Source organism: Aeromicrobium ginsengisoli, from assembly GCF_004134905.2.
Classification (GTDB): domain Bacteria; phylum Actinomycetota; class Actinomycetes; order Propionibacteriales; family Nocardioidaceae; genus Aeromicrobium; species Aeromicrobium ginsengisoli.
In genome coordinates this window covers 378783-403109 of the sequence record NZ_SDPQ02000003.1, presented here as the reverse complement: position 1 = coordinate 403109, position 24327 = coordinate 378783, and the positions used below count along the sequence as shown (strand labels likewise).

The window sequence follows — 24327 nt, the reverse complement described above, 5'->3', positions numbered from 1 at the left end:
GGCAGGGTTCATCGCATGAGAACTCTGGTGCTGCGGGCCAACCCGCTCGTACAGCTCTCGGTCGGGCTGTTCTCGCTGCTCGGCTCGTTCTGGATCCGCAGCCTGCCGGTCGCGCTGATCGCCCTCGGTGCGTACGTGCTGGTGGGGCTGCTGCTCCTGCCGGGCTGGCGCTATCCGCTGGTGTGCCTCGGCTTCACGGCGATCGCGGCGGTGACGATCGTGTACTCGACGTGGCGCCTCGGGGGTCGCGACACGGAGGAGGCGATCACCGCCGGACTGCGGATCGTCGTGCTCGCCGGTCCGGGATCGGTGATGGCAGGGTACGTCGACCCGTCGCGGCTCGCCGACTACCTCGCCCAGACTCTGCACCTGCCGGCCCGTCTGATCGCCGCCTTCGCCGGCGCGCTGCAGAAGTTCACCGGGTTCGGGCTCGCCTGGCAGCAGCTCGAGCGCGTACGCCGGGTGCGCGGTTTCGGCCCGTCCCGCAACCCGCTGGCCAACGGTGGCTATGCCGCCAACATGTCGTTCGCGCTGCTCGTCCAGGCCCTGCGCGGCGCATCGGCGACGTCGATCGCGATGGATGCGCGGGGGTTCGCGACGGCGCACGAACGTACGTGGGCCGAGCCCGCACCGTGGACCCGACTCGACCGTTGGGCCGTGGTCGTCGCTGCTGTGCTGGGCTGCGCGCCGATCATCGCCCGCCTCGCCGGGGCTTGACCTCGGAGGTCATGGACACGTGTCGGCGTACGCGCGAGCCTGAGGCATGACCGTTGTCATCGCCGTCGCACTGGTGCTGTCCGGGGCGATCCACCTGCTGCCGCTGATCGGCGTCGCCGGCCCTTCACGGGTTGCCCGTATGTATGACGTACGCGTCGACGGCCCCGACCTCGCCGTCCTGCTGGTGCACCGGGCGGTCCTGTTCGGGCTGCTCGGGGCGCTGCTGATCGCGGCAGCGTTCGTCGACGACCTGCAGCCGTACGCGATCGGCGCCGGACTGGTCAGCGATGTGGCGTTCGTGGCCGTCGCCAGGGCTAATCCGGGGATCAACGCCGCCATGCAGCGGGTCGTGCGCGCAGACGTCGTGTCGATCGTGCTGCTGGTGGTTGCCGCGGTCAGCTGGACTGCTGCTCGCTGAGCAGTCGGATCTGGGTGATGACGTCCTGACCGGCGTGGAACAGCGGCGACAGCGGATGGCGCCCGTTGCCGAGATCGTCCTCGGCGGCCTCGGCCGTACGACCGCCGCCGACCGTGAGCAGCTGGAACCGCACGCGCCCGACGCCGGGCAGGTCGAAGGCCGTGGTCGGTGCGGTCTGCCCGACGAGGACCTGCGCCATGGCGACGAACGCCCGCGTGGCCTCGGCGACCGGCTCGTGCTCACCGGCGCCGATCGTGCCACCGCCCGTGCTGATGTACATGCTCGTCGTGCCGTCGATCAGCGAGACGATCGTGACGACCGCGGCGACGTACCCGGTCTCCATGAGCACGCCGTAGACCCGGTCCGGATCGCCGTCGACCGTGAGGCCGAGGTCCTCGGGGGAGATGGAGAGCGCGAGCCGCCGGAGACCTGCGCTGCCTTCGCTGTCGTCGTCGGGTGTCGGTGGCGTGTCCCGCTTGCGTCCCCACATGCGGCAGGAGCCTAGCCCGGACAGGGGAGGCGGCCCCTCTGGCGCGCGGGCTGTCGGACGTACTAGGGTGCCAACTAAGCAAGCGCTTAGTGACCCCGGAGGTACTTCATGCCACGCGTGTTCGACAGTCTCGACGACTTCAAGGCAGCCGCCGGGGAGGTGCTCGGCACCAGCGGCTGGATGACCATCACGCAGGAACAGGTCGACACGTTCGCGGATGCGACCCACGACCACCAGTGGATCCACGTCGACCCGGAGCGTGCCGCCACCGGCCCGTTCGGCGGGACGATCGCGCACGGCTACCTGACCCTCGCGCTGCTGCCGGCGTTCGCCGAGGAGATCTACACGATCAACGGCCTGGCGTTCGGGATGAACTACGGCGCCAACAAGCTGCGCTTCCCCAACCCCGTTCCGGTCGGCGCCAAGCTGCGCGCCACCGCGACGCTCAAGGAGACGTCCGACATCGCGATCGGCACGCAGGGTGTCGTCAGCTTCGTGATCGAGATCGACGGTGCGGACAAGCCCGCGTGCGTCGCCGAGGTCGTCTACGTCATGGCAGGTGCGTGAGATGGACTTCGCCTACGACGCCAAGACGCAGGACCTCATCGGTCAGATGGAAGCGTTCATGGACGAGGTCATCTATCCGGCCGAGCCCACCGCGCACGAGCAGATCCAGGCCGCCATCAAGGACGACACCTGGTCGCCGCCCGCGATCCTCAAGGACCTGCAGGCCGAGGCCAAGAAGCGTGGGTTGTGGAACTTCTTCCTCCCCGGTGACCAGGGCGCCGGGCTGACCAACCTCCAGTACGCCCCGCTGGCCGAGATCACGGGCCGCAGCATCCAGCTCGCCCCGGCCGCGGTCAACTGCGCCGCCCCCGACACCGGCAACATGGAAGTGCTGCACATGTTCGGCACGCCGGAGCAGAAGAAGCAGTGGCTCGAGCCGCTGCTTGCCGGCGAGATCCGGTCGTCGTTCGCGATGACCGAGCCCAAGGTCGCCTCGTCGGACGCCACCAACATCGAGACGGCGATCGTCAAGGACGGCGACGACTACGTCATCAACGGCCGCAAGTGGTGGATCACCGGCGCGATGAACCCCGACGCCAAGATCTTCATCGTGATGGGCAAGACCGACCCGTCCGCCGACCGCCACCGCCAGCAGTCGATGATCCTCGTGGAGCGCGACACCCCGGGCTTCGACATCGAGCGCGGCATGCACGTGTTCGGCTACAACGACCGTGACCACGGCGGCCACGCCGAGATCTCGTTCACGGACGTACGTGTGCCCGCCAGCAACCTGATCGGCGCCGAGGGCGAGGGCTTCGCGATCGCGCAGGCCCGCCTCGGGCCGGGACGCATCCACCACTGCATGCGTTCGCTGGGCATCGCCGAGCGGGCCGTCGAGATGATGAGCAAGCGGGCGCTCGACCGGGTCGCGTTCGGCAAGCCGATCGCCGATCAGGGCGTCGTCCGCGACTGGATCGCCGAGTCGCGCGTACGCATCGAGCAGCTGCGCCTGCTGGTGCTCAAGACCGCGTGGCTGATGGACACCGCCGGCAACCGCGGCGCCCACACCGAGATCCAGGCCATCAAGATCGCGACCCCGCAGACCGTGGAGTGGATCCTCGACAAGGCGATCCAGGTGCACGGCGCCGGTGGCCTGAGCCAGGACTTCCCTCTCGCCGAGTGGTTCGCGGGCATCCGCACCTTGCGGTTCGCCGACGGGCCCGACGAGGTGCACAAGAACTCGCTGGCTCGCGCCGAGCTCAAGAAGCACGCCTGACGATGGAGCTCTCCGGAGCGAGCACGATCGTCACCGGTGCGGCGAGCGGCATCGGTGAGGCCGTTGCCCAGCGCCTGCTCGAGCAGGGTGCTTCGGTGGTCATCGGCGACCTCGACGGTGGGCGGCTCGCGGAGACGGCGGCGCGGCTCGCTGGTCTGGGGCGCGTGTCGTACGTCGCGGGCGATGCGTCGGATGCTTCGCATGTGGCGGCGCTGATCGAGGCTGCTGGAGACGTCGATGCGTACTTCGCCAACGCGGGCGTCTTCAAGGGCTTCGGGCTGGAGGCGACGGACGACGAGTGGGCACTGTCGTGGGACGTCAACGTCAAGGCGCATGTCGTCGCGGCTCGTGCGCTGGTGCCGGGCTGGGTCTCGCGGGGCAGTGGCTGCTTCGTCAGCACGGCGTCGGCCGCCGGCCTGCTGACGCAGCTGGGCTCGCCGACGTACTCGACGACCAAGCACGCTGCCGTCGGCTTCGCCGAGTGGCTCGCCGCGACCTACGGCGACCGGGGCGTGCAGGTCTGCTGCCTGTGCCCCATGGGCGTACGCACCGACATGCTCGTCGAGGGCGAGACCAGCGCGGTCGGCGATGCCCGGCTCGGCATGAAGTCGGTCGTCACCGCGGGCGAGACGCTGTCGCCGCTGGCCGTGGCGGACGCGCTGCTGGAGGCGGTGGTGGCGGGTACGTTCTTCGCCCTTCCACACGCCGAGGTCGGCGCCATGTATGCCCGCAAGGCCGCCGACACGGATCACTGGATCGCCGGCATGCAGCGGTTCCGCTCCAGCCTGGAGTGAGTCCGGAGTGCCTGCCTGACCCGCTCCTTGAGCTTGTCGAAAGGGAGTTGTCCACAGCTGGGATTGCAGCCGAAAAGACGTGTCAGTGGTGGCGTCTAGGTTGGAAGTATGTTCACCGGAACCGCTCCCGAGGCCGTTCTGGCCGACGTGCGCGGACATGATTTCGGTGCCGACCCGGGCCCGAAGCTCGGGGCCAACCGGATCGACGCGATCGTGGCTCTGGACCGGGCGATCAGCGCCGCCCAGGCCGAGCGGATGGCCCAGATCGCCGCACTGCATGCCGAACGAGCCGACCTGACCGGTGTCGGCAGGCCAGACCCCACCATCTCGGTCATCGGTGAGATCTCCATGGCCCGCAAGGTGGGTTTGGCTGCCGCCGGCACCCAGGTTGGAACCGCCCTGGGTCTGGAACACCTCCCCGAGATCCAAGCGTTGTTCCTGGCCGGCCGACTCACCGAACCCGTCATCCGGGCCGTGGTCAACGAATCGGTGACGCTGTGCGCAGATGACCTGATCGTGCTCGAGGGTGAGATCGCCGCCCAACTGATCGGGTTGACCCGCCACGAAGCCGCCCGCCTCACCGCACGCGCCGTCATCAGGATCGATGCAGAAGCCGCCGCCGACCGCGCCGAACGCAACCGCGCCGACCAGAGGGTGTCCCTGTTCCCCGACTCCGACGGAGTCGCACACCTGCATGCTCGTGGGCCTGCTGAACAGATCGTCGCCGCCCACACCGCGCTGGACCAGCACGCCCGCGCCCTGCGCGCGGCCGGCGACCCCGCACACTCGGCCAGATCATGACCCAAACGTTGGTCGAGAGGGTCACCGGCCAACAGTTCGCCGAGGACACCAACGTCGAAGTCCACCTGGTCATGGACGCCGAGACGTTCACCGGACAAGACACCGGCGAACCTGTCGACCTCACCGGCTACGGACCCATCTCCCCCTCAGTCGCCGACGACATCATCGCCGGCGCACCCAACGCCTGGATCCGCAGACTTCTTGTCGACCCCGTCGACGGCACCCTCATCGTCCGCGAACCCCGCCGCCGCCACTTCGACACCACCACCGCCAGCCACATCCGAGCCCGCGATCAAAGGTGCCGCCAGCCCGGTTGCGACCTGAAGATCCGCCACCACGACCACATTCACGCCCACATCGACGGCGGGGAATCCACCGTCGCCAACGGTCAAGGCCTCTGCACCAGATCCCACACGTTGAAACATGTGCCCGGCTGGACGGTCACCGCCCAAGGCCGAGACACCATCTGGCAAACCCCCACCGGCCACACCTACATCTCCAAACCACCACCACTCCTCCCCAAAGACCAACCCCACCACCTCCGCCAATAGGGCCGGAGAAGCAGCGGTATGGACACACGTGGGCGGTGACTGACCCACCGCCAGTTGGCGGGGCGCTTAGCCACGTCCCGACTCAACCACCCAGCAGGCCCCGGTCGTACGCCGTGGCCACCGCAGAGGCTCGATCGTTGACGCCGAGCTTGGTGTAGATGTGCCCGAGGTGGGTCTTGACGGTTGCCTCGCTGACGAACAACGCCCGGGCGATCTCGCGGTTGGACCGCCCCTTGGCCACCAGCGCGAGGACGTCCGTCTCACGACCGCTCAGCGCCTCCGAACCCGTAGTCCGTACGCGCGAGACGACTCGGGTCGCGACGGCGGGTGAGAGCACCGACTCCCCGGCAGCGGCGGCGCGGATCGCGGCAAACAGGTCCTCGCGCGGGGCGTCCTTGAGCAGGTATCCAGTCGCTCCGGCATCCAGCGCGGCCATGATGTCGCGGTCGGTGTCGTACGTCGTGAGGACCAGCACGTGGGCCCGACTGCCGCCCGACGCCAGCGCGGCGATGGCGTCGAGCCCGCTGCCGCCCGGCATCCGCAGGTCCATGAGCACGACATCGGGATCGAGGTCCGCAGCCAGCGCGACGGCCTCGACGCCGTCACCAGCCTCACCGACGACCAGGAAGTCGGGGGACGACTCGCACATGCCTCGCAGGCCGTCACGTACGACCGGGTGATCGTCGACCAGCAGCAGCCGGATCGCGTCAGCCATGTGGCACCACCGACGGCACCCGCAACGAGATCGCCGTGCCGGCTCCGGTCTCGGACTCCACCACCAGCTCCCCGGCGACTCGCGCCGCGCGCTGCTGCATGCCGTGCAGCCCGACGCCGTGGCCCGCGGGGGCCGGCGCCGCATGGGGATCGAAGCCGATGCCGTCATCGCGTACGTCGAGGACGAGCTCGTCGCCGGTGTACGACAGCGTGACCCCGACCCGCTGCGCGCACGCGTGCTTGCCGACATTCGTCAGCGCCTCCTGCGCGACGCGGAGCACCGTCGCCTCGATGTCCGGGTGCTGCGGCTCGACATCGCCGGTCACCACGACCTCACCCGGGATGCTGGTCGCCGCCGACCAGTCGCGGGTCAGGTGGGTCAGCGCCTCGACGACATCCGTGCTGTCGAGCCGCAGCGGCAGCAACCCCTGCACCGAGCGGCGGGCCTCGCCCAGCGCCTCACGAGCCAGCGCCGCGGCGCGCTCGACGTGGACCCGGCCCGCTGCGTCATCCGTCGTGTCGGTGACGGCCTGCAGCTGGGTCACGATGCCGGTCAGGTTCTGCGCGATCGTGTCGTGGATCTCGAGGGCGAGCCGTTCGCGCTCGTCGTGCACGCCGGACTCCCTCGCCTGCTGGACGAGCTGCGCCTGCAGCCCGGCGTTCTCCGCGAGCGCCTGCTCGAGGCGTACGTTCGCCCGCTCCAGCATCGCGATCGTCGTGTTGCGCTCGGCGGCGAGCTCGGCCTCGTGCACGTCGGCGTTGGTCATCACCACCGTCAGGACACCGTTGAGCACCAGCAGCCCGAGGAACAGCGCGAGCTGGAGTGCACCGTCGGGTGGCAGGCCGCCCGACTGCGCCCCGGCCATCGTCACCGCCGTCGTCAGCAGGACGACCACGGCCCAGCGCCGCGGGACGTAGAGCTGATTGTCGAAGTAGCCGATCAGCGCGAAGATCGAGAAGAACGGGTTGAGCCACGTCATGACGAACGCCACGACGGTCCGCGTCGTGGCGTAGAACGCGCCGATCGTGTCCTGCAGGTCGCCGTCCCACCTCCGGTCGGCGCAGATCCAGTGCAGCGCGGCCAGGGTCGGCACGAGCAACGTCATCACGACGATCCCGGTCTCGCTCGTGCCGATGCTCTTCACGCTCAGGGCGGCGGCGATCGAGCTCAGGCCCAGGAGCGCGTACGGCCCGCGCCGCAGGAACAGCGCGAGCTGCACGTTGGTCGGCCGGCCGTTGGGGAGCGCCGGAACGGCAGGATCGTTCGACACTCGCATCACACCCCGTCCCTCACTCCCACCTGAAGTATCGCGCGGCCGCCCCAGCCGCGACGAGGGCCCACACGACGAGCACGAGCACGAAGTGCGCCGACGGCCAGTGACCCAGCGCCGCCTGGTCCAGCCCGCGGGCCGCCGCCCCACCGGGCGTGAGCTCGACGACGGTGCGCAGCCCGTGCGGCATCGTCTGCACCGGCGCCCAGAGCCCGGCCGTGAACATCATCGGGAAGAAGACCAGCGTGCCGATCGCCGTCGAGATGCGCGCGGTCGGCGCGACGCCACCGATGACCCCACCGATCGCCAGGCAGGCCGCCAGGGCGAGCGTCAACACCAGGACGTACGCCCCGGCAGATCCTGGTGACTTCACGTCGAACGCGATGCGGCCGACCAGCAGCACCAGGACCGCCGAGACGACGACGGCGGCGCCGTGCAGGACGTACTGCGCGGCGAGCAGGTCGAACGGCCGCGCCGGCGTCGTGGCCACCCGGCGCAGGACCCGCTGCTCGCGGTATCCCGCCATCACGCCGGGCATCGACTGGATCGACGCCATGATCGCCGAGAGCAGGATCGAGATCGGGACGTAGAGGTCGATCACGCGCGCCCCGTCGAGGCCCTTCGAGGGGTCGCGGAACGACGGGATGCTGCCGAGAATCACCACGAGCAGCGTCGGGAACGCCATGATCCAGAACATCGCGCCGGGCTCGCGCAGGAACAGCTTGGACTCGGTACGCAGGATCGTGCGTGCGGGGCTGGACATGTCAGTTCTCCTCCGTCAGGACCGGATCTCCGGTGAGGTCGAGGTAAGCGTCGTCGAGGGTCGACTCCGTGACCCGAAGGCGGCCGACACGTACGTCGTGGCGGGCGAGCCAGCCGAGTGCCGCCGTCACCGAGTCGTCGTCGCCGGCCAGCTCGATGCGTTCACCGTGCTGGCGTACGTCGGTCACCCCGGTGAGGTCCCACAGCGCGCCGGTGTCGACCGGTTGCGACGGCGTGAACGCCATGATCGTCGGCGCGGCCGAGCGGGCGACCAATCCTTCAGGGGAGTCGATCGCCGTGATCCGGCCGTGGTCGATCAGCGCGAGCCGGTCGCACAGCCGGTGGGCCTCCTCCATCAGGTGCGTCACGAGGATCACGGTGGCGCCGCCTTCGCGAGCCTCCTCGACGAGTCCCCACACGTCGCGTCGGGAGCGGGGATCGAGGCCCGTGCTCAGCTCGTCGAGCAGGGCGATGCGCGGCCGGCCGATCAGCGCGAGGGCGATTGCGAGCCGCTGCTGCTGGCCGCCCGACAGCTTGGCGTACCGGACGTCGATCGACTCGCTCAGCCCCAGCCGCTCCGCCAGCTCGAGCCCGTCGCGAGGATGGTCGTAGAACGAGGCATACAGCTCGAGCGCCTCACGCACCGTCAGCTTGGCCTGCAGCCCGGCCTGCTGCAGCTGCACTCCCATCAGGGGCGTGATCGCCGTGCGGTCGACGTACGGATCGAGGCTCGCGACCTGCACGCTCCCCTCGCCAGGCCGCCGCAGGCCGGCGATGCACTCGACCGTCGTGGTCTTGCCGGCGCCGTTCGGGCCGAGGATGCCGAGGATCTCGCCCTCGGCGACGTCGAGGTCGAGACCGTCGACGGCGACCTTGGTGCCGTACGTCATGCGGAGTCCACGGATCTGGATGATGCTCATGGCTCCACCCTCGTCGAGCCGCTGTGCGCGGCGCATCGACCGATCGGCCGTGATCGGCTCCACCGAATGGCTGGCCGGGACCCCCGGCGTACGCTTGGCGCCGATGAGCCGACACCAGGAGCAGGACGTATGACGGGCAGTCGCGCCGTGGGCGCAGCGACGATCGCGGGAGCCGTCGTGCTCGTGGCGTACGTCGTCGACCTCGTGGCCGGAGGCGACCTGAGCAAGGGTGCCGCCGGTGCCGGTCGCGCGCTCGCCATCGTGGGCGCCGTCGTCTGCGCCGGCATCGTCTACCAGTCGTGGAGCACCCGCCGCGACCACACGCCGCGGGAGCACGCCGCTGTCGCCGCTGCGCTGCTGGGCGGTGCCCTTGCGGCGTCGTCGGCGTTCAGCGCCCCGTCCGGCCAGATCTTCGGCGGCTCGGTGACCGCTGCAGCCGGGGTCGCCGGCCTGGTCCTCGCGCTCGTCGGCTCCCGTCCCACCCCGATCCGCACCGAAGGCCCACGATGATCGAGCTCCTCACGCCCACCCAGATCGACGAGATGCGCCCGGCTGGGAAGTTCGTCGCCTCCGTCCTGACCGCGGTCTCCGAGGCCGCCGACGTCGGGGTCGACCTGCTCGACCTGGATGCCCTCGCCCACCAGATGATCCGCGAACGTGGCGCCGAGTCGTGCTACATCGACTACCACCCGTCGTTCGGCGCGATGCCGTTCGGCAAGGTGCTCTGCACGTCGGTCAACGATGCCGTGCTGCACGGCCTGCCGCACTCCTACAAGCTGCGCGACGGTGACCTCGTGAGCTTCGACTTCGCCGCGTCGGTCGACGGCTGGGTGTGCGACTCGGCGGTGAGCGTCGTCGTCGGCACGCCGCGCGAGGAGGACGTACGCCTCATCGCCCACGCCCAGGAGGCCCTCGACGCCGCCATCGCGGTGGCGCACGCAGGCAACAAGGTCGGCGACATCTCCGCCGCGATCGGCGAGGTCGGCCGCTCGCACGGGCTCAAGATCAACACCCAGTTCGGCGGCCACGGCGTCGGCCGGACGATGCACGGCGACCCGCATGTCGCGAACGACGGTCGGGCCGGGCGCGGGTTCCCGCTCAAGCCGGGCCTCGTGATCGCGATCGAGCCGTGGTTCCTGCACACGACCGACGAGATCGTCATGGACGAGGACGGTTGGACGATTCGCAGCGCCGACGGCTCCCGCGGAGCGCACGTCGAGCACACGATCGCCATCACCGAAGGCGATCCGATCGTCATGACCGCACGAGGCTGAGCCGCCCGGAAACGCCTCCGATACACCCTGTTTCGGCCGTACGCTGACGCTCATGCGTACCCGCCTGGCGCTCGCCGCCGTGTTGTCCTGGTTCGTCGCGGCGACGCTCGTCGGCCCGGGACCGGCCATGGCAGCGCCCACCGCAGCGGCACCAGCAGGCCGGCACTACGAGGATCCGCGCTACGCCGACCACGCCGCCGTTGCAGTCGACGGCACGCTGATCCAGACGGAGATCGACCAGTTCGGGACCAGCCCGGCATCGTCCACGGCGTACGCGGTGCGGATCGACGACGGGACGCTCGTCCCGGTCTCGGTGACCTCGGAGCTCCCGGCCAACAGCCGGTTCCGTGGCGAGCTCGCGATCACCGGCCACGCATCGAAGGCGCTCAAGGCCAAGGGACTCATGCCGGCTGCGGGCCGCACGATCGACGAGGACACGTCGGCCGGCAGCATCGCCCTGACTGCCGCGGCACAGGGCGCGGCCCTGCCGGTCGCCGAGGCCACCGTGACCGCACCCGCAGTGGCGGCTGCACCGACGCCGCAGACCCACCGGGCGTACGTCGCGAAGCTGACCGACCAAGGCTCGGTCGACGGCAGCGACGCGGAGATCGGCGCCAAGGTCGACGACATGCTGGCCTATTGGACGACCGAGTCCGACGGCGCGATCACGTCGTTCAGCCGCGTCGGCACCATCAAGGCGTTCGACTCGACGGCCGACATCCCGGCATCGCAGGGGTGCGGCATCAGGACCCCGGACACCCTCTGGAACCAGGCGCGGCTGCTGTTTCCCGGCGTGGACTTCTCCACGCCCGGCAACCACCTGATCGTGCTGCTGGGCGACGAGTGCGGCAACGCCGGGCCTGTTGGCCAGGCACAGGTCGGCACGTCGATCGCGAACGGCGGCATGAGCATGGTGACTGTCGACGACACCTTCAAGCAGGTCGGAGTGCACGAGCTCGGGCACAACTTCGGCCTGGAGCACGCCAACCTCGACACCTGCCCGACGCCGTCGGTCTGCGAGTACTACGACCTCTACAGCCCGATGTCTCTCGCCGTCAGCGGCGGCGCCTTCGAGCCTCCGGCGCTGGGGACGCTCTTCCGCTCCGAGCTGGGACTCACGGACACCGTCACCACGGTATCGCTGCCTGCCGACAGCCTGTTGCACACCCAGGCCGTCGCCCTGTCGCCTCGATCGTCGGCCGACGGGACTCGCGGCCTTCTGGTCACGGACCCGGTCACCGGCACGACCTACTCGGTCGACCTGCGCTCTCGCACCCTGCGCGACGCCGATACCTTCTATGGCTCGGGCTTCACGATTTCCGACGACCTGCGATATCCCCTCGGCGTCGTCATCGAGCGGCAGACCACGATCGCCGGCACGCCGAACGCCACCTACCTGATGACGCACTCGTTCGGTGGGCGTGACATCGGCGCCTTCGCGGCGGGAGAGGCATTCGAACCCTCGGCTGGGCTCAAGGTCGCGGTCAACGCCCTGAGCTCGACGTCAGCCAGCGTGACGGTCACGGTGAAGCGGCCGACCGTCGCCAGCTCCGCCCCGACACTCAGCAGCACGCCGAAGGTCGGCGTGCTGGTCACGGCGATCGAAGGCACGTGGGACAGTCAGGCGTTCAACTACCAGTGGCGGTTGGATGGGGTAGCGATTCCAGGCGCCACCCAACGGACGTACAAGCCAACCGTCGCGGGCAAGACCCTCGCGGTCGAGGTGACGGGCACACGCACGGGTTACCTGTCGGCAACCCGGACCTCGTCCGGGACGGTGGTTGCCCGCGGCACGTTCACGACCGTGCTGCCCACGATCACCGGCACGCCCAAGGTCGGCTACACCTTGCGCGCGCACCACGGGATCTGGTCACCGACGCCGACGTGGCGCTATCGCTGGTACTCCAACGGGTCACCGATCAGTGGCGCCACGAGCTCGTACTACGTCGTCACCAAGCCGCGCGTCGGCCAGCGCATCACGGTCAAGGTCACCGGCAGCAAGGCTTACTACGTGACGGCGTCGCGTACGTCCGCCAGGACCTCGACCGTCACGCGCTAGGCGAAGCCCGGCGGCCGTCGGTCATGCCACGGCGCGGCCGCCTCGACCTGCGCGCACAGGCTGAACAGCGGCCCGTCCTGCCCCGGCAGTGCCGCGAGCATGACGCCCATCGGGAGACCGTCGGCGGTCCAGTGCAGCGGCAGGCTCGCGGCCGGCTGCCCACTCATGTTGTAGAGCGCGGTGTACGGCGTGAACAGCAGCTCGCGGTGGTGGTCCTCGACGGGATCGCCCGACTCGTTGAACCACTCCACAGGTTGCGGCGGCAACGCCAGCGTCGGGGTCAGGAACGCGTCGTACGCCTGGAGGTCCGTGACGACCTGGCGGGTCGTCAGCTCGAGGAACTGCAGGGCCTGGGTCAGCTCGATCGCCGTCGACGCGCGACCGCGGTCGCGCCAGTAGCGGGTGTTGGGCCGCAGCACCGCCTCTGCCTCCGGCGGGATCGCCGCCGATGCAATGCCGCTCGACCAGATGACGTTGAACTGCGGCTCCAGCTCGGCCGGGAACGGGTTGTCGATGTCGACGATCTCGTGCCCCAGTGACTCCAGCAGCCGGCTCGCCGACTCCCACGCGTCGACCGCGTCCGCGCTCGGCCGGATGCCCTCGAGGTGCGTGCGCGACCACCGCGCGATGCGCATCCGTCGAGGCGGCCGGCGCGCCCAGTCGGCGTATGGGACGGATGGTTCGGGCAAGGGGCGCACGTCACCGGGCTCGGGGTGCGCCATCGCGTCGAGCAGCGTCGCGGCGTCGCGGACCGTTCGGGTCAGCGGGCCGTCACCCGCCAGGCCGCTCCAGTCCGAGCCGACCGGCCCCGCACTGACCCGGCCACGGCTGGGCTTGAACCCGAAGATGCCGCAGGCGCTCGCGGGTATGCGGATCGAGCCGCCGCCGTCGCTGCCCTGCGCCACCGGCACGAGTCCCGCGGCGACGGCGGCCGCCGCCCCGCCGCTCGACCCGCCGGCGTTGCGGGCCGGGTCCCACGGCGTACGGGCCGGGCCGATGACGTCGTTGTCGGTGTAGGACGACAAGCCGAACTCCGGCGTGTTGGTCTTGCCCAGGCTGATGAAGCCGGCCGCCTCCACCAGGTCCACGACGTACGCGTTGACGCCCGGCACGAAGTCGCGCATCGCCGCCGAGCCCATCGAGGTCGGGGTGCCGCGGGTGAACGTCAGGTCCTTGAACGCCGTCGGCACCCCGGCGAACGGGGGAGCGTCGCCGGAGGCGATCTGTGCGTCTGAATCCGCGGCCCGTGCGAGTGCCTGCTCGGCCGTGACGGTGACGAACGCGCCGAGCTCCGATGCGTACGAGGCGATGCGATCGAGGTGATGCTGCACCAGCTCGACCGACGACACCTCGCCGGAACGGAGTGCAGCCGCCTGCGCCGTGGCATCGAGCTCGTGGAGCTCGCTCACGCGGTGAGGCCGGACCGGCGCTTCACCGAAGTGAGCAAGACCGTCGCATCGCTCTTGGCCAGCAGGTGGTGCCTGGCATCGGGCACGTCGAGCAGATCGCCCTCGGACCCCAACCACGCGGAGTCGCCCGAGCCGAGCTCGACCTCGCCGGACAGCACCAGCACCGTCGCCTCGCCAGGGTTCTCGTGCTCGTCGAGCTGGAAGCCGCCCACCAGCGCGATGATCGTCTGGGTCATCTCGGTGCCGGGGCCACCCACGGGCATGTAGGCCGCGCGTCCGGCGGTGCTGTCCCGCGCTGTCTCGAGGAGCTCGGCTGCCTGGGTGCGCACGTTGAAGGGGTCCATGGCCTCATCTAACTCCCCCAGGGCCCGAACGGCCACGCACCGTCAGCCGGCTCGGCCGTGGACGCCGTCCCGGCCCACTAGAATCGAGCCCGTGGCCACCCCGAAAGTCCTGCTGTTCTACGCCTTCACCCCGCTGGCCGACCCCGAGGCGATCCGCCTGTGGCAGCACACCCTGTGCGACTCGCTCGACGTACGTGGCCGCATCATCGTCACCAAGGACGGCATCAACGCGACGCTCGGCGGCGACGTCGTCCAGCTGAAGAAGTATGTCCGAGGCACCCGCGCCTATGCGCCGTTCAAGGACATCGACTTCAAGTGGAGTGAGGGCCGCTCTCGGGGGGACGGAACGACGGCGGACTTCCCGAGGCTCAGCGTCCGGGTGCGTGACGAGCTCGTGACGTTCGGCGCCGCCGATGAGCTCGAGCTCGATGAGCACGGCGTCGTCGACGGCGGCACCCACCTGACTCCGGCCGAGCTGCACGCGCTCGTCGAGTCCAAGGAGGTCGTCTTCTTCGACGGCCGCAACCAGATCGAGTCGGCGATCGGCCACTTCGCCGGAGCGGTGCGCCCGCCGGTCGAGACGACGCGCGAGTTCGTCGCGGCGCTCGACAGCGGGGCGTACGACCACCTCAAGGACAAACCGGTCGTCACCTACTGCACCGGCGGGATCCGCTGCGAGGTCCTCACGCCGCTCATGAAGCATCGCGGGTTCCAGGAGGTCTACCAGCTCGACGGCGGCATCGCGACGTACGGCGAGGCGTACGGCGACGACGGTCTCTGGGAGGGCTCGCTCTACGTCTTCGACGACCGCATCACGATGGACTTCTCCGACCACACCGCACTCGTCGGCAGCTGCGACACCTGCGAGGCGCCGACCAACCACGTGGCCGACTGCGGCGACGTCTCTTGCGTACGCCAAATGGTCCGCTGCGACGGCTGCCTGCAGGGCGACCGGATGTGCGACGCCCACGCGAGCGCAAGCGCATGACCGACCGTTTCCCCAAGCACGTGTTCGCCGAGGGCGAGGAGCCCGATGCCCGCCTGACGCTGGCCAACGAACGTACGTTCCTCGCGTGGATCCGCACGTCGCTCGCGCTGCTCGCCGGGGCGGTCGCGGTCCACACCCCCGCCCTGGATCTCGACGGGTGGGTCAAGACCACCGCGTCGCTGTGCCTGCTGGCCGCGGCCGGACTGGCGATCACGCAGTCCTGGACCCGCTGGCGAGCCACCGAGCGCGCGATCCGCACGGGCGGGCCGCTCCCGGGGTTCGGCGGTCCCGTGATGCTGGCGTCGGTGGTCGGCGTCCTGATCGTCGGCGTGGCCGTCGGGGTCATCGTCGTCGCCGTCCGCTGACGCTCGCCCTACTGTGAGGGCATGCGGATGCCGCGCACCTCACGGGAGCTCGTGAGGTCGACCCTCGACCTCGCGATCGTCGGCACGTGCCTGTCGGTCGTCGCCGCGCTCGTGGCGCGCTTCCTCGGCTCCGCAGGCGGAGCGCACGAGACCTTCGTCATCGCGTTCTCGGTCACGATGCTGTGCTGCGTCATCGCCCTGGTGCTGGCCGTCGTCGCCAAGCTGATCGAGGTCGCCGACCCGTCCTAGGGACGGATCATGTGGATCAGGCCGACGATGTCGTCGACCACACCGCGTACGCCCGGCAGGCGCGTCAGCCGCAGCATCCGGTCGATGATCGGCACCGACTGTTCGACCAGGTCCCGCGTGCGCTTCTGGCCCGCGCTGGTGTCGTGCACCCAGAACAGCACGATGCCCATCTGCAGCAGCCACAACAGCTCGGGCAGCTCGTCTCGCAACCCCTTGGCGAGCTTGAGGTCGGAGTCGTCGATGACCCGGCGGTGCAGGTCGATCGCCGCCTCGCGCGCCGCCGCGGAGTCCTCGCTGAACGGCGACAGCGGGCTGCTGGGCTCCGCGGCGTTCTTGAAGAACTTGCCGGCGAACTCGTGATAGGGCTCGGCGACGTCGACCCAGGCGAGGAGCACGCCGCGCAGCCGGCCGCTGAAGTCGGTCTCACTCGCGAGCGGCTGCTCCGACGCCTCGGCGTGCGCGTCCTGGATCTGGTCGTAGTACGCCTGGACCAGGTGCTCCTTGGACGAGAAGTAGTAGTACGCGTTGCCGACCGAGACCCCGGCCTCCTCGGCGATCGCCCGCATCGTCGTCTGGTCGTAGCCTCCCGACCGGAACAGCCGCATCGCCGCGTCGATGATCGACTGCCGGGTCTGCTCGGCCTTGCTGGAGCGGGGGGCGGTGTCGGTCACGGTCGCCAATCTAGTCGCCCGCCCCCGCTCAGCGTTGCGGTGCCGTCGGTGCGTACGGCTGCGGGGTCTGCTGCATCCACTGTGTGCGAGCGGCGTCGTGGCGGCTGCGGCGGCGCATCGACGAGAACACCATGACGTTGACGAAATGGATCACGCCGAGCACCAGCATCACGACGCCGATCTTGACGCTCAGCGCCTCGAACAGCTCCGTCAGGTCCGCGACCTCGCCGCCACCGCGTACGTAAAGGATCACGAAGCCGAGATTGAGCAGGTAGAAGCCGACGACCAGCAGCTGGTTGACCGCGTCCGCGAGCTCGGGACTGCTCTCGAAGACATCGGCGAGGAAGACCCGCCCGTTGCGCGACAGGGTCGAGGCGACCCACACCGTGATCGGGACGGCGATGAGGAGATAGGCGACGTACGTGCCGACGGTCCAGGTCATGGGGCAACTCCATCTTTGAACGTGTTCAACTATGACTGATGCCGACTGTAGTCACATTTCTGAACATGTTCAACTATGGGCCCCCACGGCTCGCCGCTCAGGAGGAGCAGTGAACCTGCGGGCTGCCATAGCCCATCCACGACCCGGTGAGGCTCGACGAGTTGAGGCCGGGCAGGAACCTGATCGTGGCGGTCGCGAGCGAGACCAGGACGTAGCGCGCGCTCTGGCCCTTCTCCAGGTTGTACTCGGAGTTGATGACGTCGAGGCCCTGGTCGGTGATGAAGGACGTGCCCGTCGTCCCGCTGATCGAGTCGTCGTCGATCCCGATGTAGACCTTGAGCCGGTTGCACCCCTTGCCGGCGAGGTTCCAGTCGGCGTACTCACCCTGCTTGATCGACAACGAGTTCGGGAAGTACGTGCCCTTGACGTAGAGGTAGCCCTGGAAGATGGTCGGCGGCGTGTACGTGCCGGGCAGGTCCACCAGGTTGCGCCAGCGGTAGATCGTGACGGTGCGCGTCGCGCTGATGCCCAGGGCGCGCGTGCTGCTCGCGGTCTTGACGGCGCGGTACTTCGTCGGTCCCGCGCGGGTCGGCTTGATCGTGGCCGAGTACTTGCTCGTCGAGGACAGCGTCTTGGTCAGGATCGTGGTCCACGACCCGCCGGCGTACTGCCGCTGGATCTTGACGGTCTTGCCCTTGGCGTTCGGCGAGACCGTGCCCGACAGCACGAACGTCTTGCCGAGGTCGATCGTGCTGGTCGACACCGCGGACGTGACGCCGTACTTGGGGAGAGCGGCCTCGGCGGCCTGCATGGGTAGGAGGATCGCCGCGGCCGCGACGAGGATGACGAAGAGTTTGCGCATGACGGGGCCCCTGTGACGGTCGTGGCGATGGACGTACGTCGTCACCGTAGGGCGGCCTGACCGCGCCCAGACCCGGATTCGAGCGATGTGAGACCAGCGTGAGACTGGCCGATCCTGGACGCCCCCAAAGTTTTTTCGGGGTCGTGTCGAAATCGGGGTTCGTCGTGCGACGTACAGGTGAAAGGCTGGCCCGGACGGGCCGCCACCGACACAAGGAGACGTCATGCGATTCCTCAGCTACATCGAGTCCGATCCCGCCCAGCCGTGGGGCCCGCCACCGCCTGAGCTGTTCGAGGCGATCGGTGCTTTCGGCGTCGAGGCTGTCGCCGCCGGGGTCGTCGTCGACCAGGGCGGCCTCGCCGCGATCGAGACCAGCCCGCACATCCGCATCTCGGGCGGCAAGCTGACGATCACCGACGGCCCGTTCACCGAGGCCAAGGAGGTCATCGGCGGCTACGGCATGTACGAGGTGCGCTCCGTCGAGGAGGCGATCGAGTGGTCGCGGCGCTTCATGCAGATCCATCTCGACACGTGGCCGGGCTTCGAGGGCACCAGCGTCGTGCGCCAGGTCTTCGGCCCGGACATGGAGGGCTGAGTCATGCGTTATCTCGTGCTGATCCACGTCGACGAGAACGTCGCGGAGCCGCCCCCGGAGGGCTTGATCGACGCCATGTTCGCCCACGTGGCGGACGAGTCGCACGCCAAGGTCGTCACCGATGCCGGCCTCGCGCCGACCTCGGCCGCGATCCGTGTCGCGTCGCAGGGCGGCGAGGTCATGATGACCGACGGGCCGTTCGCTGAGACCAAGGAGGTCGTCGGCGGATTCATGCTGATCGAGGCGGCGACCCCCGAGGACGCCCTGGCGTGGACGCGTGGCTTCGTCGACCTGCATGCCGAGCACTGGCCCGAGCTCGCGGTCGTCACCGAGCTGCGCCAGGTGGCCGGCAGCCTGACCGACAGCTGACGGAGCCCCGCAGAGCAGTACCCGCCGCCGGGCGGTGATGGTTGGATCGGTGTCATGACCGCTGACGACCTCCACCGCTCGGTCGAGGCGGTCTGGCGCGTCGAGTCGACCAGGCTCATCGCCGCGCTCGTACGCATCACCCGTGACGTGGGCCTGGCGGAAGACCTCGCGCAGGACGCCCTCGAGGCGGCGCTCGCCCAGTGGCCCGAGTCCGGTGTGCCGGACAACCCGGGAGCCTGGCTGATGTCGGTCGCCAAACGCCGGGCGATCGACATGTTCCGGCGCCGCGAGCGGCAGGACCGGGCCTACGGGGAGATCGGGGAGCGGAAGGAGGACGTCGTGGCCGGCATCGAGTCGTCGATCGACCACGTCGAGGACGACGTCCTGCGGCTGATGTTCATCTGCTGCCACCCGGTGCTCTCGTCCGACGTGCAGATCACGTTGACGCTGCGGCTCCTCGCCGGGCTGACGACCAAGGAGATCGCCCGCTCGTTCCTGACGTCGGAGGCCACGATCGGAGCCCGGATCACCCGGGCCAAGAAGGCGCTGGCCGAGGTCGGGGCCCCGATGGAGGAGCCTGCTGAGGACGAGCGGGGGACCCGGCTCGCCGCGGTGCTCGGCGTCCTCTACCTCCTGTTCAACGAGGGCTACTCCGCGACCGCCGGCGACGACTGGCTTCGGCCGGCGCTGTGCGACGAGGCCGTACGCCTGGGCCGCATCCTCGCGACGTTGGCGCCTCGCGAGCCCGAGGCGCACGGCCTGCTCGCGCTGATGGAGATCCAGTCGTCGCGAGCCGCAGCGCGTACCGACAGCGATGGTGCCCCGGTCCTGCTGCTCGAGCAGGACCGGTCGCGGTGGGACCAGCTGTTGATCCGCCGCGGCCTCGCCGCCCTCGAGCGCGCCGAGTCGCTCGGGCGCCCACCCGGCCCGTACGTCCTGCAGGCCGGCATCGCCGCGTGTCATGCCCGCGCCCACACCGCCGAGGAGACCGACTGGGCACGCATCGCGCAGCTCTACGAGTCGCTCGCGATCCTCTCCGGCTCGGCGGTCGTCGAGCTCAACCGTGCCGTCGCCCTGGCGATGTCCGAGGGCCCCGCCGTCGGCCTCGCCCTCGCCGACCAGCTGATGGGCATACCTGCGCTCGAGGGCTACCACCTGCTGCCGAGCGTGCGTGGCGACCTGCTGGCCAGGCTAGGCCGGACCGACGAGGCCCGGGTCGAGTTCGAGCGGGCAGCGGGCCTGACGCAGAACCAGCGGGAGAAGGCGCTGCTGCTCGAACGCGCTGCAGCGATGCCTGATTGACGCTGCCATGACGGGGGTAACGACGACCCATGTCCACCGCCGAGAAGTCGTCGAAGAGCCCTGAGATCGGTCGCATCACCACCGACATCCCCGCCCGGATGGACCGGTTGCCGTGGGCCAGGTGGCACTGGCTGATCGTCATCGGGCTCGGCACGGTGTGGATCCTCGACGGGCTCGAGGTCACGATCGTCGGCAACCTCTCCGACGTGCTCAAGGATGGCGACAACGGCCTGGGCCTCAGCAGCTCCGACATCGGCATGGCCGGCGCGATCTACGTCGCCGGCGCCTGCCTCGGCGCGTTGTTCTTCGGTCAGCTGACCGATCGGTTCGGCCGCAAGAAGCTGTTCATGCTGACGCTGCTGGTCTATCTCGCCGGCACGGTCCTCACGGCGTTCTCGATGAACCCGCTCTGGTACTTCGTGTGCCGCTTCATCACCGGCACGGGCATCGGCGGCGAGTACGCCGCGATCAACTCCGCGATCGACGAGCTCATCCCGGCGAAGTATCGCGGCCGCATCGACATCGCGATCAACGGCTCGTTCTGGGTCGGCGCGATGGGTGGTGCCCTGCTCACGATCCCGTTGACCGACCCCACCGTCATCGATCAGGGCATCGGCTGGCGCTTCGCGTTCGGCCTCGGCGCGATCCTCGGGTTCGCCGTGCTGTGGGTGCGCCGCCACGTTCCTGAGAGCCCGCGCTGGCTCTTCATCCACGGCCGTGAGGAGGAGGGCGAGCGCATCGTCAAGGAGATCGAGCGGACCGTCGAGGAGGAGGACCACCTCGAGCTCGAGCCGGTCGACGAGACCATCACGATCCGCCAGCGCAAGACGATCCCGTTCACGACGATCGCGCACACGGTCTTCGCGCTCTATCCCCGCCGGACGATCCTCTGCCTGGCGCTGTTCGCCGGTCAGGCGTTCCTCTACAACGCGTTCTTCTTCACGTACGGCGACACGCTCTCGACGTTCCTCGACGTCAAGCAGACCGGGTGGTACGTCGCGGTGTTCGCGTTCAGCAACTTCGTCGGCGCCCTCGTGCTCGGCCCCTTCTTCGACAAGGTCGGCCGGGTGCCGATGATCGCCGGGACCTACATCGTGTCGGGCGCTCTGCTGGCGATCGCCGGGATGTCGCTCGGCCACCTCACCGCCACGACCCTGACGATCTTCGGCGCTGCCGTGTTCTTCATCGCGTCGGCCGGGGCCAGCGCGGCCTACCTGACCGCCAGCGAGGTGTTCCCGATGGAGACCCGTGCGCTGTGCATCGCGTTCTTCTACGCCGTCGGCACCGCGGTCGGCGGCATCGCCGGGCCGCTGCTGTTCGGCCGGCTGATCGACGACGCGACCGAGTCCAAGGACATCACGCAGATAGCGATCGGCTACTTCATCGGCGCCGGGCTGATGATCGGCGCCGGCGTCGTGGCGATCTTCCTGGGCGTCAAGGCCGAGGGCCAGTCGCTCGAGAACATCGCCCGGCCCCTCACCGCCGAGGAGAGCCGGAGCTGACCTCAGCGGCGGGACTCAGCCCTTGTAGGTGACGCAGGGGGCGACGCCCTCCATGACACCCGTACGGAACGCCTCGACCCGGCCGTAGCCGGCGCCCTGACGGTCCACATCGCCGTCGCCGCGGAAGACCAGCAGCGACTTGATGCCTTCGTCGAGGTCACCGGGCGAGAGGCTGAACGAGCTGGTCTCCGAGCGGTCCTGCAGGGCCACGCTGGCCGTGTAGGCGCCGGCGAAGCAGTCACCCTTGAGCGTCGCGACCTTGGCGTCGGACTCGTCACCGAGCCTGGCCAATGCCGCCAGGCCCCATTGAGTCGCGAGCAGTGTGGTGACCGCGTAATCGCCGCCCTGCCGGTAGACCTCGGGCATCGTCGTCACGTTGTCGAAGCCGATGTAGTCCTCGGGCACGCAGTAGAACAACGAGAAGTCGGCCGTCGACTCGCCATTGCAGGTCGGCGCCTTCGTGGGGTCGAACGGCTCATAGCCCTTCAACGGGGTCCACGCCTTGCCGTTCGAGATCTTGGGGAAGACCTGGGTCCAGTAGTCCTCGATGTCGTAGGGCACCTTGTTGACGATCGTGTCGTACGGAGCGTCCCCACCTCTGGCAGCGTCCTCGGCGTCGGTGAACGGCAGCTCCAGCACGACCGGAGTGCCGTCCTGGTACGACTTGCACTTCGTGAGTCCGCTGTCGAAGCCGTCCTGGAACGCGGTGACGCGGTCGAAGCCGCTGCCGTGCGCCGAGGCGTCCGTGGCGCTGGTGCCGGGGGTGTCGCGCAGGTCCAGGAAACCGGCGAGCGCGTTGTCCAGGTCTGCCGCGGTGACCTTGAACTCGTTGGTCTTCTGGGCGTGCTTGGAGAAGGCGCCGGCGAAGCAGTCCGCCTGGAGCTCTGACGAGACGGTCAGCTTGTTCGCGCTGAAGAATCCGGATCGCTGCTGCATCGCGTGGCCCCACTCGTGGGCGAGGATCACGGGGATGACGAAGTCGCCGTACTTCTTCTGCAGATCAGGCAGCAGCTCCTGTGCGTCCCAGGCGACCGAGTCGTCGAGCTTGCAGTAGAACGCATTGCCCTGGACGTCCGAGTAGCTGTTGGCGCACTCGGGGCCCGCTGTCGAGTCCGGGGTCGAGGCGTACAGCCCGCCCTTGACCGGCTTGTACTTCTTGCCGTAGAGCTTCGGGTACTCGTCGGTCCAGTACGCCTGGAGGTCGGCGATCGACTGGATGGCGAGCTTGTTGACCGGAGCTGACGCATCGCCGTCGATCTTGACCTTGCTGATGTCGGGCTTGGTGGCCTTGGGCTCGTCCTTGTCGGACGAACCGCCACTGCCGCCGCAGGCCGCCACGAGCGCAATCGTTGTGACAGCGGTCCACCGTCTCAGATTCATGCGCAAAACCTAGCGACCCCGCACCGAATTGGTGCGGGGTTTCAGCAAATGTGATGAACCAGGTTCAGCTCTCGCCGTACTCCGGCTCGCCGACCTCGGACTCGTGGCCGTAGGTGCGCTGCATCGCGGCGTTGAGCGCCGACACCATGTGGGCGATCACGACGGCGACGTAGTCGTTGACCTGCCCGCGGGCCTGGGCGGTCGGCTCGGGCTCGAGGTCGGAGGCGGAGAGCTCGAGCACCCGGTCGCTGCCGACGCGGGTCAGCAGCACGGCCGGCTCGTTGGACTCCTTGGCGACCCAGACGGCGACGCGGGTCTCGACCGCGGCCTCGGGCACGTCGCGTGAGCGGGCGAGCACGTGCGTCGTGATCACGCCTGATGCCGGCGCCTGGTAGCCCGGAGGCGGCGAGACGGCGTGTACCCCGTGGCTGTCGACCTCGATCTCGGCAAGGTGCGCGATGTCGCGGGAGATCTGCCTGGATGCGGTCTCCGTGACGAGCTCGTGGGCCGTACGCGCCCAGGCGTCGCTGCGGTCGTCGGCCTCGCTCATGCGGTCACAGTAGACCCACGGAGGGGCACAACCGACGGCGGAGGCTACGAGTCCCACTTCCAGCTGGCCAGGATCGACTCGGCGGTGTCGACGCGTTCGGCGGTGGAGGTGTTGGTGCCGTAGGAGAACGTGACGACGAATATCTGGTCGTCGTGGAAGACGTAGTACTGCTCGCCCACGCTCTTGTTCGCGTCGACTGTCTGGTCGAACGAGATGTGCATCGCCTGCTCGCCGTCGATCGTTGACCGGTCGCGGACGTCGACCGAGGTGAACTGGGTCTTGGGCAGCTGGTCGGGCAGCTGTTCCTCCAGCACGTCGAGGTCGGGGGTACCCACACCCGCCTTGCGGACGACGTTGAAGTTGCTGCTGAATCCGTCATGGTCGCCCAGGTCTGCGGCGAACAAGTCGGTCTGCTCGGTGCCCGGGATCTGCTGCGAGGGATTGCCCCAGCCCTTTGGCACGGCGACCGAGTAGCCCGTGCCGCTCATCCGCTTGCCGTCCGCCGGCTTGACGCTCGGCGCCGTTGCCTTCGAGGCCGCCGTCGCCTTCGGCGAAGCCTTGCCGTCGCTGCTGCCCCCGCCGCAGCCGGCGAGCGTGAGCCCGATCATGACGAGGACTACGACCGAGCGCGGCAGTGACTTCATGTCCGAAACGTACCGGAATCTCTTGCCCGTACCCGGAATGATTCGGCCTTGGGCAAAGTTGATAACATCAGACTCAAGTCAGTTGACACACATTCTTGAAG

30 protein-coding genes are annotated in these 24327 nt (G+C 69.1%); 17 read left to right on the top strand and 13 right to left on the bottom strand.

Translation table 11 applies throughout. From position 1 onward, the window contains the following. Positions 1-15: 15 nt before the first annotated feature. On the top strand, positions 16-717 hold the full coding sequence (locus ESP70_RS15100; RefSeq protein WP_149690146.1) for an energy-coupling factor transporter transmembrane component T family protein: 702 nt from the start codon (positions 16-18) through the stop codon (positions 715-717). Positions 718-763: 46 nt separating this feature from the next. Further along, positions 764-1135 (top strand): phosphopantetheine adenylyltransferase, encoded by a 372-nt coding sequence (locus tag ESP70_RS15095; protein WP_149690145.1) that lies wholly within the window; start codon positions 764-766, stop codon positions 1133-1135. Here the strand turns inward: ESP70_RS15095 and ESP70_RS15090 are convergent. After that, positions 1113-1625 carry a hypothetical protein gene (locus ESP70_RS15090; RefSeq protein WP_149690144.1) on the bottom strand — a complete coding sequence of 171 codons (513 nt, stop codon included), beginning with the start codon at positions 1623-1625 and terminating at the stop codon, positions 1113-1115. The two genes, ESP70_RS15095 and ESP70_RS15090, sit on opposite strands and share 23 nt — an antisense overlap. 108 nt (positions 1626-1733) lie before the next feature. Here ESP70_RS15090 and ESP70_RS15085 point away from each other — a divergent pair, with 108 nt between their 5' ends. The 5 genes from ESP70_RS15085 (at position 1734) to ESP70_RS20455 (ending at position 5554) form a co-directional block, all read left to right on the top strand. Next, positions 1734-2192 (top strand): MaoC family dehydratase, encoded by a 459-nt coding sequence (locus ESP70_RS15085; protein WP_149690143.1) that lies wholly within the window; start codon positions 1734-1736, stop codon positions 2190-2192. A gap of 1 nt (position 2193) precedes the next feature. After that, complete coding sequence (locus ESP70_RS15080) at positions 2194-3408, top strand: acyl-CoA dehydrogenase family protein (RefSeq protein ID WP_149690142.1); 1215 nt, start codon at positions 2194-2196, stop codon at positions 3406-3408. A 2-nt stretch (positions 3409-3410) separates the two neighbouring features. Then, a complete protein-coding gene (locus tag ESP70_RS15075; protein ID WP_149690141.1) occupies positions 3411-4202 on the top strand; it encodes an SDR family oxidoreductase in 792 nt (263 codons plus the stop codon). Between the two features lie 108 nt (positions 4203-4310). After that, positions 4311-5003, top strand: coding sequence for a 13E12 repeat family protein (locus ESP70_RS20460; protein WP_149690140.1), 693 nt, complete (start codon positions 4311-4313; stop codon positions 5001-5003). Continuing rightward, entirely contained in the window at positions 5000-5554 is a 555-nt protein-coding gene (locus tag ESP70_RS20455) for a hypothetical protein (protein ID WP_149690139.1), read from the top strand. Before ESP70_RS20460 ends, ESP70_RS20455 begins: the two co-directional genes overlap by 4 nt. Positions 5555-5636: 82 nt before the next feature. On the opposite strand, the gene ESP70_RS15060 is transcribed toward ESP70_RS20455, so the two are convergent. The 4 genes from ESP70_RS15060 to ESP70_RS15045 are packed head-to-tail and all read right to left on the bottom strand — an operon-like array spanning position 5637 to position 9221. Further along, positions 5637-6269, bottom strand: a complete 633-nt coding sequence (locus ESP70_RS15060) for a response regulator (protein ID WP_149690138.1) — start codon at positions 6267-6269, stop codon at positions 5637-5639. Continuing rightward, positions 6262-7539 (bottom strand): sensor histidine kinase, encoded by a 1278-nt coding sequence (locus tag ESP70_RS15055; protein WP_223148749.1) that lies wholly within the window; start codon positions 7537-7539, stop codon positions 6262-6264. The genes ESP70_RS15060 and ESP70_RS15055 overlap by 8 nt, the downstream gene beginning before the upstream one ends. Before the next feature lie 19 nt (positions 7540-7558). Further along, entirely contained in the window at positions 7559-8302 is a 744-nt protein-coding gene (locus ESP70_RS15050) for an ABC transporter permease (protein ID WP_149690136.1), read from the bottom strand. Position 8303: 1 nt separating this feature from the next. After that, positions 8304-9221: an ABC transporter ATP-binding protein gene (locus tag ESP70_RS15045; RefSeq protein ID WP_149690135.1), complete on the bottom strand. Its 918-nt coding sequence runs from the start codon at positions 9219-9221 to the stop codon at positions 8304-8306. Positions 9222-9350: 129 nt separating this feature from the next. On the opposite strand from ESP70_RS15045, the gene ESP70_RS15040 reads away from it, so the two are divergent. From ESP70_RS15040 to ESP70_RS15030, 3 genes are read left to right on the top strand one after another with little or no spacing between them, the layout of a single operon-like run. Continuing rightward, on the top strand, positions 9351-9731 hold the full coding sequence (locus ESP70_RS15040; RefSeq protein WP_149690134.1) for a hypothetical protein: 381 nt from the start codon (positions 9351-9353) through the stop codon (positions 9729-9731). Further along, a complete protein-coding gene (map, locus tag ESP70_RS15035; protein ID WP_149690133.1) occupies positions 9728-10495 on the top strand; it encodes a type I methionyl aminopeptidase in 768 nt (255 codons plus the stop codon). Before ESP70_RS15040 ends, map begins: the two co-directional genes overlap by 4 nt. Before the next feature lie 52 nt (positions 10496-10547). Next, complete coding sequence (locus tag ESP70_RS15030) at positions 10548-12554, top strand: zinc metalloprotease (protein ID WP_149690132.1); 2007 nt, start codon at positions 10548-10550, stop codon at positions 12552-12554. Here the strand turns inward: ESP70_RS15030 and ESP70_RS15025 are convergent. Next, entirely contained in the window at positions 12551-13963 is a 1413-nt protein-coding gene (locus ESP70_RS15025; protein WP_149690131.1) for an amidase, read from the bottom strand. The genes ESP70_RS15030 and ESP70_RS15025 overlap by 4 nt on opposite strands. Then, on the bottom strand, positions 13960-14307 hold the full coding sequence (locus tag ESP70_RS15020; protein ID WP_149690130.1) for a cupin domain-containing protein: 348 nt from the start codon (positions 14305-14307) through the stop codon (positions 13960-13962). The genes ESP70_RS15025 and ESP70_RS15020 overlap by 4 nt, the downstream gene beginning before the upstream one ends. Positions 14308-14398: 91 nt before the next feature. Here ESP70_RS15020 and trhO point away from each other — a divergent pair, with 91 nt between their 5' ends. From trhO to ESP70_RS15005, 3 genes are read left to right on the top strand one after another with little or no spacing between them, the layout of a single operon-like run. Continuing rightward, positions 14399-15295 carry an oxygen-dependent tRNA uridine(34) hydroxylase TrhO gene (trhO, locus tag ESP70_RS15015; RefSeq protein WP_149690129.1) on the top strand — a complete coding sequence of 299 codons (897 nt, stop codon included), beginning with the start codon at positions 14399-14401 and terminating at the stop codon, positions 15293-15295. Beyond that, entirely contained in the window at positions 15292-15660 is a 369-nt protein-coding gene (locus ESP70_RS15010; protein WP_149690128.1) for a YidH family protein, read from the top strand. The genes trhO and ESP70_RS15010 overlap by 4 nt, the downstream gene beginning before the upstream one ends. Positions 15661-15681: 21 nt before the next feature. Continuing rightward, entirely contained in the window at positions 15682-15909 is a 228-nt protein-coding gene (locus ESP70_RS15005; RefSeq protein ID WP_149690127.1) for a hypothetical protein, read from the top strand. Here ESP70_RS15005 and ESP70_RS15000 read toward each other — a convergent pair. The 3 genes from ESP70_RS15000 to ESP70_RS14990 all read right to left on the bottom strand — a co-directional run bounded on the left by ESP70_RS15000 (position 15906) and on the right by ESP70_RS14990 (position 17884). Further along, positions 15906-16580: a TetR family transcriptional regulator gene (locus ESP70_RS15000; RefSeq protein WP_223148748.1), complete on the bottom strand. Its 675-nt coding sequence runs from the start codon at positions 16578-16580 to the stop codon at positions 15906-15908. The two genes, ESP70_RS15005 and ESP70_RS15000, sit on opposite strands and share 4 nt — an antisense overlap. A gap of 28 nt (positions 16581-16608) precedes the next feature. Beyond that, the gene (locus ESP70_RS14995) at positions 16609-17022 is read right to left on the bottom strand and encodes a hypothetical protein (RefSeq protein ID WP_149690126.1); all 414 of its coding nucleotides are present in this window, start codon (positions 17020-17022) and stop codon (positions 16609-16611) included. A 97-nt stretch (positions 17023-17119) separates the two neighbouring features. Further along, on the bottom strand, positions 17120-17884 hold the full coding sequence (locus ESP70_RS14990; protein WP_149690125.1) for a hypothetical protein: 765 nt from the start codon (positions 17882-17884) through the stop codon (positions 17120-17122). Between the two features lie 223 nt (positions 17885-18107). Between ESP70_RS14990 and ESP70_RS14985 the strand changes: the two genes are divergently transcribed. The 4 genes from ESP70_RS14985 to ESP70_RS14970 are packed head-to-tail and all read left to right on the top strand — an operon-like array spanning position 18108 to position 21652. Next, positions 18108-18479: a YciI family protein gene (locus ESP70_RS14985; protein WP_149690124.1), complete on the top strand. Its 372-nt coding sequence runs from the start codon at positions 18108-18110 to the stop codon at positions 18477-18479. Positions 18480-18482: 3 nt separating this feature from the next. Beyond that, entirely contained in the window at positions 18483-18848 is a 366-nt protein-coding gene (locus tag ESP70_RS14980; RefSeq protein WP_149690123.1) for a YciI family protein, read from the top strand. A 54-nt stretch (positions 18849-18902) separates the two neighbouring features. After that, on the top strand, positions 18903-20150 hold the full coding sequence (locus ESP70_RS14975) for an RNA polymerase sigma factor (protein ID WP_149690122.1): 1248 nt from the start codon (positions 18903-18905) through the stop codon (positions 20148-20150). A gap of 29 nt (positions 20151-20179) precedes the next feature. After that, entirely contained in the window at positions 20180-21652 is a 1473-nt protein-coding gene (locus tag ESP70_RS14970; protein WP_149690121.1) for an MFS transporter, read from the top strand. Between the two features lie 15 nt (positions 21653-21667). Here ESP70_RS14970 and ESP70_RS14965 read toward each other — a convergent pair whose 3' ends face one another. The 3 genes from ESP70_RS14965 to ESP70_RS14955 all read right to left on the bottom strand — a co-directional run bounded on the left by ESP70_RS14965 (position 21668) and on the right by ESP70_RS14955 (position 24226). Continuing rightward, positions 21668-23032 (bottom strand): neutral zinc metallopeptidase, encoded by a 1365-nt coding sequence (locus ESP70_RS14965; RefSeq protein ID WP_149690120.1) that lies wholly within the window; start codon positions 23030-23032, stop codon positions 21668-21670. A gap of 64 nt (positions 23033-23096) precedes the next feature. Next, the gene (locus ESP70_RS14960; RefSeq protein WP_149690119.1) at positions 23097-23582 is read right to left on the bottom strand and encodes a hypothetical protein; all 486 of its coding nucleotides are present in this window, start codon (positions 23580-23582) and stop codon (positions 23097-23099) included. Between the two features lie 44 nt (positions 23583-23626). After that, positions 23627-24226, bottom strand: a complete 600-nt coding sequence (locus tag ESP70_RS14955; RefSeq protein WP_149690118.1) for a hypothetical protein — start codon at positions 24224-24226, stop codon at positions 23627-23629. Positions 24227-24327 lie beyond the last annotated feature (101 nt).

Excerpts from the sequence above, each read along its gene's own strand:
- ESP70_RS15090 (WP_149690144.1), bottom strand. The coding sequence starts at position 1,625 with ATGTGGGGACGCAAGCGGGACACGCCACCGACACCCGACGACGACAGC.
- ESP70_RS15050 (WP_149690136.1), bottom strand. The coding sequence starts at position 8,302 with ATGTCCAGCCCCGCACGCACGATCCTGCGTACCGAGTCCAAGCTGTTC.
- ESP70_RS14995 (WP_149690126.1), bottom strand. The coding sequence starts at position 17,022 with ATGACCTGGACCGTCGGCACGTACGTCGCCTATCTCCTCATCGCCGTC.
- ESP70_RS14960 (WP_149690119.1), bottom strand. The coding sequence starts at position 23,582 with ATGAGCGAGGCCGACGACCGCAGCGACGCCTGGGCGCGTACGGCCCAC.
- ESP70_RS15030 (WP_149690132.1), top strand. The coding sequence starts at position 10,548 with ATGCGTACCCGCCTGGCGCTCGCCGCCGTGTTGTCCTGGTTCGTCGCG.
- ESP70_RS14970 (WP_149690121.1), top strand. The coding sequence starts at position 20,180 with ATGTCCACCGCCGAGAAGTCGTCGAAGAGCCCTGAGATCGGTCGCATC.
- ESP70_RS15100 (WP_149690146.1), top strand. The coding sequence starts at position 16 with ATGAGAACTCTGGTGCTGCGGGCCAACCCGCTCGTACAGCTCTCGGTC.
- ESP70_RS20455 (WP_149690139.1), top strand. The coding sequence starts at position 5,000 with ATGACCCAAACGTTGGTCGAGAGGGTCACCGGCCAACAGTTCGCCGAG.
- ESP70_RS14955 (WP_149690118.1), bottom strand. The coding sequence starts at position 24,226 with ATGAAGTCACTGCCGCGCTCGGTCGTAGTCCTCGTCATGATCGGGCTC.
- ESP70_RS15080 (WP_149690142.1), top strand. The coding sequence starts at position 2,194 with ATGGACTTCGCCTACGACGCCAAGACGCAGGACCTCATCGGTCAGATG.
- ESP70_RS15005 (WP_149690127.1), top strand. The coding sequence starts at position 15,682 with ATGCGGATGCCGCGCACCTCACGGGAGCTCGTGAGGTCGACCCTCGAC.
- ESP70_RS15020 (WP_149690130.1), bottom strand. The coding sequence starts at position 14,307 with ATGGACCCCTTCAACGTGCGCACCCAGGCAGCCGAGCTCCTCGAGACA.
- ESP70_RS15040 (WP_149690134.1), top strand. The coding sequence starts at position 9,351 with ATGACGGGCAGTCGCGCCGTGGGCGCAGCGACGATCGCGGGAGCCGTC.
- ESP70_RS15075 (WP_149690141.1), top strand. The coding sequence starts at position 3,411 with ATGGAGCTCTCCGGAGCGAGCACGATCGTCACCGGTGCGGCGAGCGGC.
- ESP70_RS15045 (WP_149690135.1), bottom strand. The coding sequence starts at position 9,221 with ATGAGCATCATCCAGATCCGTGGACTCCGCATGACGTACGGCACCAAG.
- ESP70_RS15060 (WP_149690138.1), bottom strand. The coding sequence starts at position 6,269 with ATGGCTGACGCGATCCGGCTGCTGCTGGTCGACGATCACCCGGTCGTA.
- ESP70_RS14965 (WP_149690120.1), bottom strand. The coding sequence starts at position 23,032 with ATGAATCTGAGACGGTGGACCGCTGTCACAACGATTGCGCTCGTGGCG.
- ESP70_RS14975 (WP_149690122.1), top strand. The coding sequence starts at position 18,903 with ATGACCGCTGACGACCTCCACCGCTCGGTCGAGGCGGTCTGGCGCGTC.
- ESP70_RS20460 (WP_149690140.1), top strand. The coding sequence starts at position 4,311 with ATGTTCACCGGAACCGCTCCCGAGGCCGTTCTGGCCGACGTGCGCGGA.
- ESP70_RS15085 (WP_149690143.1), top strand. The coding sequence starts at position 1,734 with ATGCCACGCGTGTTCGACAGTCTCGACGACTTCAAGGCAGCCGCCGGG.
- ESP70_RS15095 (WP_149690145.1), top strand. The coding sequence starts at position 764 with ATGACCGTTGTCATCGCCGTCGCACTGGTGCTGTCCGGGGCGATCCAC.
- ESP70_RS14985 (WP_149690124.1), top strand. The coding sequence starts at position 18,108 with ATGCGATTCCTCAGCTACATCGAGTCCGATCCCGCCCAGCCGTGGGGC.
- ESP70_RS14990 (WP_149690125.1), bottom strand. The coding sequence starts at position 17,884 with ATGCGCAAACTCTTCGTCATCCTCGTCGCGGCCGCGGCGATCCTCCTA.
- map (WP_149690133.1), top strand. The coding sequence starts at position 9,728 with ATGATCGAGCTCCTCACGCCCACCCAGATCGACGAGATGCGCCCGGCT.
- ESP70_RS15010 (WP_149690128.1), top strand. The coding sequence starts at position 15,292 with ATGACCGACCGTTTCCCCAAGCACGTGTTCGCCGAGGGCGAGGAGCCC.
- ESP70_RS14980 (WP_149690123.1), top strand. The coding sequence starts at position 18,483 with ATGCGTTATCTCGTGCTGATCCACGTCGACGAGAACGTCGCGGAGCCG.